Below are 13,844 nucleotides of genomic sequence, written 5' to 3'. Positions count from 1 at the left end.
TAAAAAATAATTTTAAATTCTACTAATTATATAGAATTAATATATATATATTTGTCGGGTAGAAAATTTCTACATGACTTATCCAGAAAGACTGAGGGAGTAGGCCCTGTGATGTCTTAGCAACCTGTTGCCAAATAAGGTGCTAAATCCTTCCGCTTCGGTGGACAGATAAGAAAGATTTCATAAAATCTGAATAAGCTCATTAGTATTAAAATCTTTTATAATTAAAAATGAAAACTGAGCTAGAATTACATGTCAATTCCGAACAAATTAAAATGCCCTCAAAAGAAAAACATTCCAAAGTTTTCCGAATGCAAAGTCGTTAGTCTTTTTTAAACCAATTCCTGTTTATCAGCATTATTGATAGGCCATTTCGACATCGGCCCGGGAATATTTATGTCCAATTTTTTAAAACCAAACTCAATGAAAAAAATCTTACTTGTATTAATTTTTATGTTCAGTATACTTCCTGGAATACTGAGCGCACAGGAACGAACGATCAGCGGTACCGTCACAGGTTCTGATAACGGCGAGCCTTTACCGGGAGCTACAATTATTGCTGCAGAAAGCGGAAAATCTGTAGTTACAGATGTTAATGGAAAATTTTCATTATCCATTACAAAACAAGACAAGTTAGTGTCTGTCAATTATATTGGATACGAAACGCTCGAAAAAAATGCAGGTTCGTCTTTTAATGATATTAAACTGGTTCCTTCCAATACTACTTTAAAAGAAGTACTTGTCGTAGGTTATGGTACGCAAAGTAAAAAAGAATTTACCGGTGCCGCTACAAGAGTAACATCTAAAACAATTAAGGATATTCCTGTGCAGAGTTTTCAGCAGGCGTTAATTGGTAAGGCCTCAGGAGTGAATGTTTCTACTCCGAGCGGAGTTTTAAATGATACTCCGGTAATTAGAATTCGCGGGGTAAATTCCATTTCATTAAGTACAGCTCCTTTAGTGGTTATTGACGGAATTCCGGTTAATTCCGGAGATGTATCCACAACAAGTGCTGTTGCAAATAATCCGCTTGCAGATATCAATCCTTCAGATATTGAATCGATTGATATTTTAAAAGATGCCGCTTCAACTTCTATTTACGGTTCGCGTGCTGCGGGAGGAGTTATTTTGGTCACGACTAAAAAAGGAAAAGCAGGAAAAGCAAAAGTAACCTACGACACTTGGGTTGGAATTACAAGAGCTACCAGACTGCCTAATCTACTAAACAGTACACAATTTGAAACTATAAAAAATGAAGCTGTTTTAAACAGTAAAATATTAAGCGGGAACGAAAATAATACTGCTGTAGCATCGGCACTTTTCTTTCCGTCTTTTAAAGCTGATGGTTCAAGAGTGGACACCAATTGGCAGGATCAGGTATATCGTGATGCTGTTTCTCAAAATCATAATATTAGTGTTTCAGGAGGAACAGACAAAACAAGATATTTTTTCTCAACCAATTATTCCAAACAGGAAGGAATTACAAAAGACAATAATTTCGAAAGAAAAGGAGCAAGATTCAACATTGATCACGATGTAAACAGCTGGTTAAAATTAGGCGGTAATCTTTCGTATAACAATACTTTCAATCAATCTCAAAGTACAGGTTCATTAAGTGGCAGCGGATTGCTGTTAATTGGTGCGGCGCGTCTGGCTCTGGTACTGGCTCCAAACGTTTCTCCTTATAAAGAAGACGGTTCTTATAATTTAAGTTCAACAGGAACAGCAAGTCCAGGCAACAACTTATTTACCAATACGTTATGGCATCCTGGAGCTTTGTTTGAAAACAGTAAATACACCAGTTCTAACGATCATTTTGTTGGGAATGTACACGCAACAATTAACTTTTTTGAAGGTTTTAAATTCGACAGTAATTACGGAATCGACAGATTAAGAGCAGAGAATATTACCTATTTAAGTCCAAATTTAGGATCTTCGGCATTTGCTACAGGAGGTTCTGCAACTAATATCTCAGCTTTAAGAAACAATTACAATTTTACGAATAGTTTCTCTTTTGACAAACGTTTTGGAGAAAATCATCACATTGCAGCATTGGCAGGATATGATGTTCAGAAATTCGAAAACTCTTCCTGGGGAGCGAATCAAACCAACGTTTCAGATCCTTTCTTTGAAAATTATCAGGGAACTTGGGGAACGATCAGGTCATCCGGCAACAGTTTGTCAGAAAGACTTTTTCTTTCTTCTTTCTTCAGATTATCTTATGATTACGGCGGAAAATATTTCATTACAGGAAATTTCAGAAAAGACGGAAATTCTGCATTGGGTGTTAGCAGCAAATACGGAAATTTTGGAGGTTTATCTGCTGGATGGCTGGTAAGTGAAGAATCTTTCTTTAAAAACAGTAAAATTACAGATTACATAAGTTCACTTAAATTAAAAGGAAGTTGGGGAAGAGTGGGTAACGGAAATCTTTCATCAGCGTATGCCTCACAAAATTTATATGGTGCTTCAATTTACGGGACAGCTGCAACCTGGGCAATTTCTCAGGCAGGAAACCAGGATTTAGGATGGGAAACCAGTGATCAGACGAATATTGGTCTTGAAGCAGGTTTCTTTAAAGACAGACTGCAATTGACCGCTGATTATTTCAATAATGATGTAAACGGATTGATTTTAAGTACCCCTCAAGCGCCTTCAAAAGGAATTCCCGGAGATGCTATTCTTTCTAATGTTGGTTCAATGTACAATAGAGGTATCGAATTGGGATTGAGTGCGACAATAGCAAATTCAGAAGATTTTCAATGGAAAGCTTCCTTCAATTACACCCACGTAAAGAATAAAGTTACGGCTCTTGCCGAAGGAAACACAGATATTATTGGGTATACACAGGTTACGACAGAAGCGAACAATATTACAAGAGTAGGTTATTCTGCCGGAAGTCTCTACGGAGCCGTTACCGACGGTGTAAACCCGGATAACGGACGCCGAATTTTCATCAATAAAAATGGAGAAAAAGTACAATATAGTGCTGCAGTTCCGTCAGGACAAAGCAATTGGACGTATTTAGACGGAACAACGGCTGCTGCTATTACAGTTTCAGATTATCAGGTTTTGGGTAATGCGCTACCAGTTTGGTACGGAGGTTTAACGAATAACTTTCAATACAAAGCGTTTGATTTTACTGTTGGTTTAACCTATTCTGGCGGTAATAAAGTGATGAATAATACGAGAGGAACCCTTTTAGACCAGCGTTTTTACAATAACTCAACCGAGGTTTTAGACCGCTGGACAACGCCTGGACAGGTTACTGATATTCCGAAATTAGTTTACAACGACGTTATTTCGAATGGTTCAAGCGGTTATGCCATTTCTGATAATGCAGAAAAAGCAGATTTTTTAAGATTACAACAATTGGCGATTGGTTTTTCACTTCCAAAAAATATTTTGGAAAAAGCAGAATTATCATCGGTTCGATTTTATCTGCAGGCAACGAATCTTTTCCTGATTACTTCGTATACGGGATCTGATCCGGAAACTTCTTCAAACGGAGATTCAACAACTTCTATGGGAGTAGAAAAAAACTCTGTAGGACAGGGACGAACTTTCACATTTGGTCTTAACGTCGGATTTTAATCACTAATAAAAAATACAATGAAAACATATATAAAATCACACGGAAAATCAATTGCAACCGTTTTACTGCTTTCTGGAATATTATTTACTTCTTGTGAAAATAATGAAGATTTGAACATTGCACCGGAAACTACCGTTTCTGATCAGGATATTTTTAAAACTCCGGCAAGAATCGAAGGTTTGGTAAACGGAATTTACAAAGCGTTTAAAGGCGCGAGTTTATATGGCGGCCGTATCCTTTTATATCAGGATCAGCGAGGTGAGGATTTTATCAACATCACGGCAAACAATTTTACCGGTTATGAAAGCTGGAATAACTCCTACAGTTCAGGTTCAAATGATGTTAATAATCTTTGGGGATCAGCCTATTCCGCTATTAATAATGCTAATATTTTAATTGCAGGACTTGCTGTAAATCAAGGCGTAATTACAGAGCAGAAAGCGAAAGAATACATCGCCGAAGCAAAATTGGTAAGAGCATTAGCGTATTACAGTTTGGTTATCAATTTCGGACAGCCCTATAATAAAGATGCAGGCGCCTCGAAAGGAGTTCCATTGCGTTTAAAAGCAGAAACGGGTGCTGCCAATAATGATTTGGCAAGAAGCTCTGTTGCAGAAATTTATGCCCAAATCTTAAAAGATTTAAATGAAGCCGAAGCCGGATTACCGCAAAGTTACTCAAGTGCAGATCTTAATACGACCAGAGCGCATGTCAGCACTGCTATTGCAGCAAAAACAAGAGTGTATCTTTCCATGAACAACTGGGCAAAGGTTATTGAAGAAGCTGCAAAATTAGCACCGCAGACACAAGCGCCGTTTTCTACCACCGTATCAGAAGTAAAACATGCTTTACAGGCCGATATTACAGTTCTGTTTTCTTCGAATTATTCGACTACAGAATCTATTTTTAGTATTCCGATGAGTTCTTTGGATTCTTACACAGGACAATCTTCTATTGCTTATATCTACAATACCAATTTAGAATATTACTTAAATCCAACCGGTATTCTGGGTGATGCACAATGGAGAACTACTGATAAACGACGCGACTTAACGAGAACAGTTTCTGGAAAACAATACTTTAAAAAGTTTGCAAAACCATCACCATTTCTGGATTATATCCCGGTTATCCGATATTCTGAAGTGTTGTTGAATTATGCAGAAGCAGCAGCCAAAACAGGAAATCTGACATTAGCCGCCAATCTTTTAAGAGCTGTTCACCAGCGTTCTGATGCAACTTATACTTTTGCTACAACTGTAACTTCAGATCAGACGCAATTAATTGAGGCAATCTGGAAAGAACGCAGAATTGAATTATTAGGAGAAGGTTTCCGTGGACCGGATTTGCTTAGAAATCTTCAGACTCTTCCGTCAAAAGGAGACAGTAAATTACAGACGCCAGCAGTTTCTACTTCAGATGCAAATTACATTTTCCCGGCTCCAAATACAGAATTAGCAGCAAATAAATTATACTAAACACAACAAGCAACTTTGTCAAACTTCAAAACTTTGACAAAGTTTAATTTAAAATTAATTAATATGAAAAAGTTACTATTAGGTTTTGCTTTATTTCTTGGAGCTACCGGCGCCCAAGCCCAACAAGAAACTAATTTACAGTTAAAAGGAACAGTGACAGATACTGTTGCTAAATATGTGTATTTACAGAAATTCCACAACAAAATGTTTACCACCATAGATTCTGTAAAAGTTACAGATGGAAATTTTAGTTTTAAAACCAAAGTTAAAATACCAGAATTGTACGGTTTGAGCGTAAATACAGCTAATATTCCGCTGTATATTTTCCTTGAAAAAAGCCCGATTACGGTAAAATTAAGTCCGCTAAAAAATTACAGCACTTCGGTTGTTGAAGGTTCTGCGTCTCAGGATCTATTTGATATTTACAGAAAAACAAAAAACGTAGAAATCAGCAAATTCATCACAGAACATCCGGCTTCTATCGTTTCAGCTTATGTTTTATACAGAAACTGGTCCTACAGACTGACTCCGGATCAGATCACGCAAAATATTGCTTTGTTGGATAAAAGCCAGCAAAATAGCACTTACGTGAAAGAATTAAAGGAGCTGGTAACCGTTTTAAACGGATTGGTGATTGGAAAAAAAGCGCCGGATTTTGTAGCAAATAATCCTGACGGAAAACCGGTTCGTTTTTCTGAAAATCTAAAAGGCTATACTTTGGTAGATTTCTGGGCTTCATGGTGTGCGCCTTGTCGAAAAGAAAATCCAAACATCGTAGCGGCTTACAAAGAATTTCACGAGAAAGGATTTAATGTTTTCGGAATTTCTTTGGATAAAAAGAAAGAAAACTGGATCAAAGGAATTAACGACGATCATTTAGATTGGCAGCAAGTTTCAGAATTAATTTACTGGAACAGCGAAATCGCCAAATTATACGGGGTAAGAGCAATTCCGGCGAATTATCTGGTAGATTCAAAAGGAATAATCGTTGCCAGAAATCTTCGCGGAGAAGAGCTTCAAACCACTCTTCAAACACTTTTAAATAAATAGATAAATTTTTTACACTTGCAAGATTTTAAAGCTTGCAGGTGTAAATTCTAAAAGGTAACAAATGAAATGTAATTTATTTTTTGCAGCAGCAGCTTTAATTGCGATTTCAGCAAATGCGCAGGTCAAAAGTACTTTTAAAGGGCAAGATCCCATTACTGCAGTTTCAACCGTAACACGCCCGGTTCAGAAACAATGGAAAGGTGTATTTGATAAAACAGGTGATGAAGTTTTCTTCGGAAATGATTTTGCCGGAGCGAGATTAAACGGCGTTGTCAAAATTGATGACAATACATTCAGCGTTTTGATTACGCCGGAAAATACTCCAATAAACGGAAGTCCGTGGTATGCGTTTAAAGTCTGGTCAAAAACAGATAAGGAAATCCAAATTCGTTTTGATTATCCTCAGAATGTAAAACACCGATACAATGCCAAAATTAGTTCGGATGGTAAAAAATGGACAGCCTCTGAAAACGGAAGTTTTGTAAAAAGAGAAAAAGATTCTAATTATGTTTTGAAAGTAAAAGTCAGCAAAGACACAACCTGGATTGCCGCGCAGGAACTTAAAACTTCAAAAGATATCAGCGAATGGATTTCGGTATTAAAAAATAAAAACAATACTGGCGAAGCTTCCATTGGTTTAACTGCAGAAGGACGAAAGATTCCGGTTTTCAGTATCGGGAATCCTGCTGCAAAAAATAAAATCCTGATTTCGGGAAGAAACCACCCGCCTGAAGTAACGGGACATTATGCCCTGGAGGCTTTTGTTGAAAGTTTAACAGCCGATACGCCATTGGCAAAAAAGTTCAGGAAGAAATTTGAAGTGTACGTCATTCCTCTTCTGAATCCCGATGGCGTTGATGGGGGTTTTTGGAGACATAATTCGGGAGGAATTGATTTAAACCGGGATTATAATGATTTCAATCAGCCGGAAACAAGAGCAGTTCGTGATTTCCTGAAAAAGGAAATTAAACAGGACAATAAACTATTGTTTTCGATTGATTTTCACTCCACTCATGATGATATTTATTATACAGTAGATCCAAATCTGAAAGGAAACATTCCGGGGTTTGTGCCGAATTGGCTCAACAAAGTAAAACAGGAAATTCCGGGTTACACTCCGCACGTAAAGCCTTTATATTTTAAACCGCCAACATTTACCTTATTCAGTTATTTGTTTGAAACCTATAAAACAGAAGCGTTGGTTTTTGAAATTGGAGACAACACACCAAAAGATTTCATCAAAAAGAAAGGCGAAGTTTCTGGAGAAGAATTCATGAAACTGATCTTAGAAAGCACTAAAAATTAAAAAAATATTGAGATGAACAAAATCAAAAATAAAATTTGCATCGTTCTGGCACTGATCGCATCGGTCTGTTGTTTCAGCCAGCAGAAAAAAGAATTAATTCAGGTTACCGATCTTTTAAAAATCAGAACGGTTGGTGATGTAGAAGTAAGTAAAGATGGTCAGAATGCAGTTTTTACCGTAAAAAGTATCATTAAAAGTACCGAAAACCCGTCAGATTATGATTATGATACACAGCTTTGGATTACTAAAACTTCAAAAAATAGTACTCCAAGACAATTAACTTTCGGGAAAGAAAGTTCAGGTTCGCCTGTTTTTAGTCCGGATGGCAAACAGATTGCTTTTACGAGAAGCATCAAAGGAAAATCTCAAATATTTCTTTTTACCGTTGATGAAGGCGGAGAAGCCATTCAGTTAACCGAATCAAAATACGGAGCAGGAAACCCAAAATGGAGTCCGGACGGTAAACAGCTTTTGTTTACAGCTTCACTACAAATTAACGAACTGGTAAAAGATTCTGTTTTAAATCCGAAAAAAGAATTACCAGTTTGGAGTTTTGAAAAACCGGGATTTGCTGCGAATGAAAATCTGAGAGTCAATAAAACAAAAGCAGATCCAAACGGAAACATAGAAGCTATCAGAGCCTATTTGGACAATAACGAAAAAGACAAGAAAGCAAAAGTAGTAGACAAACTGCAGTTTCAAACCGAAACCGGAATTAGCAGTGAGCTTCGTTTTTCGCATATTTTTATTGTTGATCCAAAAGCGGGATCAAAAGAACGCGCTATTACAAAAGGATTTTATTCCTATTCAAATCCGTCTTTCGTAGGTAACAATAAAATTGCTTTTACCGGAAATATCAATGAAAAAAGACATCCGGACAGAGTTTTAGAATCTAAAATTTACACAATTAATACAGATGGAACGAATGTAACCGAATTACTGGGTGCCGAAAATCTTGTTTTCCAGCTTTTAGCCGTTTCTCCTTCAGGAAAACAATTGGCTTATCAGGAAAGTATCATCAATAATTTATCGGTTCCGGTACTGAAAATCTTCAACTTAGAAAATCCTTCCGCGAAAAACCAAACAATTGAATACGACAGAAATAATAATAATGTTCGATTTTCTAAAGATGAAAAACAGCTTTATTTTACTTCGTCAAGTAATGGAGGATCAGCAATTTGCAGTGTGCAGTTAAATACTTTAAAAGTTCAGGCGCTTACTTCTTTTGATCAGGGAATCACCGATTATGACATCAACAATGGAGTAGTGGTTTTTGCTAAAACAGATATCAAAAATCCATCAGAATTATATGTTTCCGATTTGAAATTAAAAGAGCCAAGATTAGTATCTGATTTCAATACCAATTGGTTAAAAAACAAAGCAATAAGCCTTCCGGAAAAAGGAACTTTTATCAACGAAAAAGGTCTTGAAGTAGAATATTGGGTAATGAAACCAACTCAGTTCGAACAAGGCAAAAAATACTCGTTACTGACTGAAATTCACGGAGGACCGGCTTCGATGTTTGGCCCGGGCGACGGAAGTATGTGGCTCGAATATCAGTTTTTCACGGCTCAGGGTTACGGGGTAGTATATAGTAATCCAAGAGGTTCTTCGGGGTATGGTGAAAAGTTCTTACGATCAAATATCAACGATTGGGGAACCGGACCTGCAAGTGATGTACTTACGGCATTAGATAAAACTGTTGCACAAGGCTGGGCTGATCAAAACCGACTTTTTATTACCGGAGGATCTTACGCCGGATATTTAACCACCTGGATTATCAGTCATGATCAAAGATTTAAGGCAGCATCAAGTCAGCGTGGTGTGTATGATTTTAATACTTTCTTCGGAGAGGCAAATGTTTGGCGAATGGTTCCAAGATATTTTGGAGGCTACCCATGGGAAGAAAAAACCAAGGCAATTTTGCAACGGGAATCACCAATTAATTATGTAGAGAATATTAATACTCCATTTTTGATTTTTCACGGAGATAATGATAACCGTACTGGAGTTACGCAAAGCCAAATGCTTTACAAAAGCCTCAAAGTTTTAGGGAAACCTGTAGAATATGTGAGACAGCCCGGAGCAAGCCATGAATTGACCAGAAGCGGAGACAATCGCCAGAGAATTGATCAGCTGCTTCGAACGTATGAATTTTTTGAAAGATTCAATCAAAAAGAAAATTAGTTAAATTTAAATGATTAGGATATGAATGCTATTGAAACAACGAAACCAATTGAATTAGAATGTTACTTTTCTAAATTTAGACAAAATACATTAGGTGTAAATCATAGTTTTGAATCGGTATATGGAAAACAAAAACTGCTTTATGCAGATTGGGTAGCCAGCGGAAGATTATATGTTCCTATCGAAGACATTATGCTAAATAAAATAGGTCCGATGATTGCCAATACGCATTCCTATTCAAGTCAGACAGGAAAGACTTCTACACATGCTTACAATCACGCAAGAGAATTGATCAAAAAACATGTAAATGCTAATGAAAAAGATGTTTTGGTAACTTCAGGGACAGGAATGACTGCGGTTCTTTCGAAGCTACAGCGCATTATTGGTTTACGAAAAACAGATAACTATAAAAATTTTAAACCAAATTATGATAATAACCGCCCAGTTGTTTTTATTACCCATATGGAGCATCACTCCAATCAGGTTTCATGGTATGAAACCATTGCCGATGTAGTAGTTTTGCCCCCTGATGAAAATAATTTGGTAGATCCAGAAAAATTGACTGCAGCCATGGAAAAATATGCCGACAGGACCTTGAAAATTGGTTCCTTTACTGCCTGTTCCAATGTTACCGGAATTATTACGCCTTATCATGAACTGGCAAAAATAATGCATCAGCATGATGGCTTTTGTTTTGTTGATTTTGCAGCTTCGGCACCTTATGTAAAAATTGATATGCATCCTCAGGATCCGGAACAACAATTAGATGCTATTTTCTTCTCGCCTCATAAATTTTTGGGAGGTCCGGGGACCTGTGGTATTTTGGTTTTCAATGAGAAGTTATACAAATCTGATTTCCCTGATAATCCAGGCGGTGGAAATGTAAAATATACTAATCCATGGGGTGGTTATCAATACAGTGATGTTACAGAAGTCAGAGAAGATGGCGGAACTCCGGGTTTTTTACAAGTAATCAGGACTGCTTTGTCTTTGGAACTGAAAGAGCAAATGGGGGTTGAAAATATTCATAACAGAGAAAAAGAATTACTTGATTTGTGTTTTAATGAATTTCAAAAAATAAAAGGACTGACTATTTTAGAAGATACTCAAGTAGATAGAATTGGCTGTGTTTCTTTTATAATTGAAGATACCCATTACAATTTAATTGTTCGGCTACTAAACGACCGTTTCGGAATACAGGTTCGTGGAGGATGGTCTTGTGCCAGTACTTATGCGCATTATTTATTTCATATTGATGAGAACAAATCCAAAGCGATAACAGAGGAACTTTTTCAAAAGAATCAAAGTAACAAACCAGGCTGGGTACGTTTGTCATTGCATCCTATAATGACAAATGATGAAGTTTTGTTTATTTGTGACGCCATACAGAAAGTTGCAATGAATCATAAAAAATGGGAGAAAGATTATCTTTATAATAGTTCAACAAATGAATTTGAAAGTTTAATAAAAGGCGAAAGTATAGCAAAAGATGTAGAAGAGTGGTTTCAAATCAAATAGAAAAAAAGTAAAAACCATAGAAGGAAAAAATCAATAAAAAGCCCAGTTTTTACAAAATGGGCTTTTAAATTTTGTGACCTTGACTGGATTCAAACCAGTAACCTCTTGAGCCGTAATCAAGTGCGCTATTCAGTTGCGCCACAAGGCCTTTATGCGGGTGCAAATATAGGTATAATTGTGTAATTTGCAAGTCTAAATTTATAAAAAAATAAAAAAATATGCCACTAAAGAATTATATACGTGATATTCAGGGATTTCCTAAAGAAGGAATTTTGTTTAAAGACATAACTCCGTTGCTAATTGAGCCTGAAGCAAGGAATAAATGCCTTGAAATATTGGTTTCATCCTTAAAAGATAAAAAAATTGACAAGGTAATAGGAGTAGAGAGCCGTGGATTTTTCTTTGGGATGTTGATTGCACAGGAATTAAATGTTGGTTTTATTCCTGTTAGAAAACCTAACAAGTTGCCTTACGAAACAATTTCGGCAACGTATGATTTGGAATATGGAACGGATACTTTAGAAATTCATACCGATGCGATTCAAAAAGGAGACCGAATTCTAATTCACGATGATGTTTTGGCAACTGGAGGAACAGCGAAAGCAGTTTGTGAATTGGTGGAACGATTGGGGGGCGAAATCGTGCAATGCAATTTCCTGATGGAATTAGCTTTCTTGAATGGAAGGGCGAAAATCAAAGGGAATGAAATTTTTGCTGCGATTACGTATTAATCCAGCGCACGTGTGGTTACATAATACCTAAAACCAATAATTGCCATTTGCCATTTCTTGGCTTTCGCCAAATCCAACCGCTGTTTGGTAAAACTAGGTAAAATGACTTTGTTGATTTGTGCCAGGATTTTATACATACCGTTTTGTTTTGGACAAAGATATAAAAAAAGACGGTCTTGATTAGGACCGTCTTTTTTGGTTTTATGAGGATATTATTTTTCTTTTTTTGTTGTTATTTTGATTGTGTTTTTCTCAGTAGCAGACTTACTTACATCCATTCTTTCAATCAAATTGGGATTTATTTTGTCCAATTCTGTTTTATCTGATTTTACACCATCGATATAAATTTCAGTATCATCGGAAATTCCGCTCGTTTTGTTGTTGATTATTTTAATAGTTCTAGTTGTTTTTGTAGTTTGCTTGTTATTGATATTGTTAGGGTCAATTTTTTCTAAGTTTAATTCGGTCATATTAACTCCGGATATCATCAATTGTGAATCATCAGAAGCATCCGATGTTTTATTTTTAATCACAATCGAAATCGTATTGTCGTCTTTTTTAACATTTACACTTTCAATTTTATTTGGGTCTAATGCGTCGACTTCTTTTTGACTTGCTTTTTTGCCGTTGATAAATATTTCTTTTGCGTTTGGTGGTGTTGGGGGAACTGGAATTTCTTTAACTTCAGTATTGGGTGCTACTTCATCTTTAGGAGTATTGAGAGCATTTATATGATCAAAATGATTTTTTAAATGTGCATTGTCTTTTAGATTAGCACTAAAACCGAAGTTTAAATTATTATTTATATCATTTTCTGCAAAAATGGTAAATGACTTTATAGGAGTTTCTTCTGAAGTTTGATATATTTTTTGAGATCCTTTTTTGTCTTTTAGTTTAACTTTTATGGCAATAATTTCGTCATTCTTGTTTGTTTTGATCCCTGAAAAACTTATTTCTAAATCATTTTCATCTTTAAAGAATTTTTTTATTGAGTTAAGTTCTTCAGTCGTAGATTTTGATGTAATATGAAATTCTGTTTTTACCGAATATTTTTCTATTTTAATTTCATTTTTTTCTTGTGCAATAGTTTTTATTTGAAATAAAAGGACAAAGGCAATTAATGCAGGAAGTACAAGCGCGTACTTCCAAGAATTCGATTTTTTTGATTGATTTTTGTTTAACATAACGATTCGTTTTTTGATTAATGATTGATAAAAATGATTAGTAATGGCAACACAATTCTCGTGTGTTGTTATTTTTAAAAGCGTAAACTGATACGCTTTTTTGTCGGATATATTTTTTGTGGCTTCGTTATCGGCAATGAATTCCAGGTTTTGTAAAATCGCTTTTTTATACAACCAAATTAACGGATTGAACCAAAAAAGAATACAAAATAGTCTTGAAATCAATACGTCTACAGTATGATTTTGATCGCTATGCACTTTTTCGTGTTCCAAAATATTCTCTAATTCGGAGCTGCTGTATAAGGACGAGTTGTAAACGATAGTATTAAAATAAGAAAATGGAGCAACGTTTTCTGTGGTATCGATAAATTTAAAATCAGCTTGATTTTGGATCGTTTTTCCTTTCAAAACGGTATTTAAACTATAAAAATCGAAAGCAAATTTTCCCAGAAATAAAATTATTCCAATTGCGTATGTAATTCCAAAAACTATATACCAATTGATTTCAAAAGCTTCGTTTTCGATGCTATTTGTTATTGGAATTCTTGACCAATCAATATTCTTGGAGCTTGATTCTACCATTATTATTTTGGTATAAACGATTAAAGGCAAAACCACAGAAGTGAATAAACCCAATAAGAGAAACCAACGATTACTGGTGAAAAAGGTTTCTTTTCGCAACATAAAATAATAAGCCAAATAAAACAGTGCGATTAATCCACTGGATTTGATAAGGTAAATGTATAATGCTTCCATACGATTCTTGATTTTATTCTGGAGTTGTTTTTTTAAAGAAGG

Annotated in this window: 9 protein-coding genes, 1 tRNA gene and 1 riboswitch; of the genes, 7 read left to right on the top strand and 3 right to left on the bottom strand. The window is 35.7% G+C overall.

Translation table 11 applies throughout. The features are described from left to right. Window positions 1–75: 75 nt before the first annotated feature. A riboswitch (SAM riboswitch) is annotated at window positions 76–175 on the top strand. Window positions 176–423: 248 nt separating this feature from the next. From C8C87_RS08330 to C8C87_RS08305, 6 genes are all read left to right on the top strand, one after another. Next, window positions 424–3,594, top strand: a complete 3,171-nt coding sequence (locus C8C87_RS08330) for a SusC/RagA family TonB-linked outer membrane protein (protein ID WP_199716374.1) — start codon at window positions 424–426, stop codon at window positions 3,592–3,594. Between the two features lie 18 nt (window positions 3,595–3,612). Further along, entirely contained in the window at window positions 3,613–5,070 is a 1,458-nt protein-coding gene (locus C8C87_RS08325) for a RagB/SusD family nutrient uptake outer membrane protein (protein ID WP_121342266.1), read from the top strand. A 63-nt stretch (window positions 5,071–5,133) separates the two neighbouring features. Further along, window positions 5,134–6,120: a TlpA disulfide reductase family protein gene (locus C8C87_RS08320; RefSeq protein WP_121342265.1), complete on the top strand. Its 987-nt coding sequence runs from the start codon at window positions 5,134–5,136 to the stop codon at window positions 6,118–6,120. Between the two features lie 61 nt (window positions 6,121–6,181). After that, window positions 6,182–7,426: a M14 family metallopeptidase gene (locus C8C87_RS08315; RefSeq protein WP_121342264.1), complete on the top strand. Its 1,245-nt coding sequence runs from the start codon at window positions 6,182–6,184 to the stop codon at window positions 7,424–7,426. 12 nt (window positions 7,427–7,438) lie between these two features. Next, entirely contained in the window at window positions 7,439–9,613 is a 2,175-nt protein-coding gene (locus C8C87_RS08310; RefSeq protein WP_121342263.1) for a S9 family peptidase, read from the top strand. 21 nt (window positions 9,614–9,634) lie between these two features. Then, a complete protein-coding gene (locus tag C8C87_RS08305) occupies window positions 9,635–11,131 on the top strand; it encodes an aminotransferase class V-fold PLP-dependent enzyme (protein WP_121342262.1) in 1,497 nt (498 codons plus the stop codon). A gap of 74 nt (window positions 11,132–11,205) precedes the next feature. Here C8C87_RS08305 and C8C87_RS08300 read toward each other — a convergent pair. Beyond that, window positions 11,206–11,279: transfer RNA gene (locus tag C8C87_RS08300), tRNA-Arg, on the bottom strand. Window positions 11,280–11,349: 70 nt separating this feature from the next. Here C8C87_RS08300 and C8C87_RS08295 point away from each other — a divergent pair. Beyond that, the gene (locus C8C87_RS08295; protein WP_099715253.1) at window positions 11,350–11,862 is read left to right on the top strand and encodes an adenine phosphoribosyltransferase; all 513 of its coding nucleotides are present in this window, start codon (window positions 11,350–11,352) and stop codon (window positions 11,860–11,862) included. Here C8C87_RS08295 and C8C87_RS08290 read toward each other — a convergent pair. Both C8C87_RS08290 and C8C87_RS08285 read right to left on the bottom strand, forming a co-directional pair. Beyond that, a complete protein-coding gene (locus C8C87_RS08290; RefSeq protein ID WP_091170625.1) occupies window positions 11,859–11,999 on the bottom strand; it encodes an SsrA-binding protein in 141 nt (46 codons plus the stop codon). The genes C8C87_RS08295 and C8C87_RS08290 overlap by 4 nt on opposite strands. Window positions 12,000–12,074: 75 nt before the next feature. Beyond that, window positions 12,075–13,802, bottom strand: a complete 1,728-nt coding sequence (locus C8C87_RS08285; RefSeq protein WP_121342261.1) for a M56 family metallopeptidase — start codon at window positions 13,800–13,802, stop codon at window positions 12,075–12,077. Window positions 13,803–13,844 lie beyond the last annotated feature (42 nt).

The sequence above is a fragment of the Flavobacterium sp. 120 genome, from assembly GCF_003633605.1.
Taxonomy (GTDB): Bacteria; Bacteroidota; Bacteroidia; order Flavobacteriales; family Flavobacteriaceae; genus Flavobacterium; species Flavobacterium algoritolerans.
The sequence above is the reverse complement of the archived record's forward strand: the minus strand, read 5'-3'. Positions and strand labels throughout refer to the sequence as shown.

Coding starts and splice junctions, on each gene's coding strand:
- C8C87_RS08330 (WP_199716374.1), top strand. CDS start 424: ATGAAAAAAATCTTACTTGTATTAATTTTTATGTTCAGTATACTTCCT.
- C8C87_RS08325 (WP_121342266.1), top strand. CDS start 3,613: ATGAAAACATATATAAAATCACACGGAAAATCAATTGCAACCGTTTTA.
- C8C87_RS08320 (WP_121342265.1), top strand. CDS start 5,134: ATGAAAAAGTTACTATTAGGTTTTGCTTTATTTCTTGGAGCTACCGGC.
- C8C87_RS08315 (WP_121342264.1), top strand. CDS start 6,182: ATGAAATGTAATTTATTTTTTGCAGCAGCAGCTTTAATTGCGATTTCA.
- C8C87_RS08310 (WP_121342263.1), top strand. CDS start 7,439: ATGAACAAAATCAAAAATAAAATTTGCATCGTTCTGGCACTGATCGCA.
- C8C87_RS08305 (WP_121342262.1), top strand. CDS start 9,635: ATGAATGCTATTGAAACAACGAAACCAATTGAATTAGAATGTTACTTT.
- C8C87_RS08295 (WP_099715253.1), top strand. CDS start 11,350: ATGCCACTAAAGAATTATATACGTGATATTCAGGGATTTCCTAAAGAA.
- C8C87_RS08290 (WP_091170625.1), bottom strand. CDS start 11,999: ATGTATAAAATCCTGGCACAAATCAACAAAGTCATTTTACCTAGTTTT.
- C8C87_RS08285 (WP_121342261.1), bottom strand. CDS start 13,802: ATGGAAGCATTATACATTTACCTTATCAAATCCAGTGGATTAATCGCA.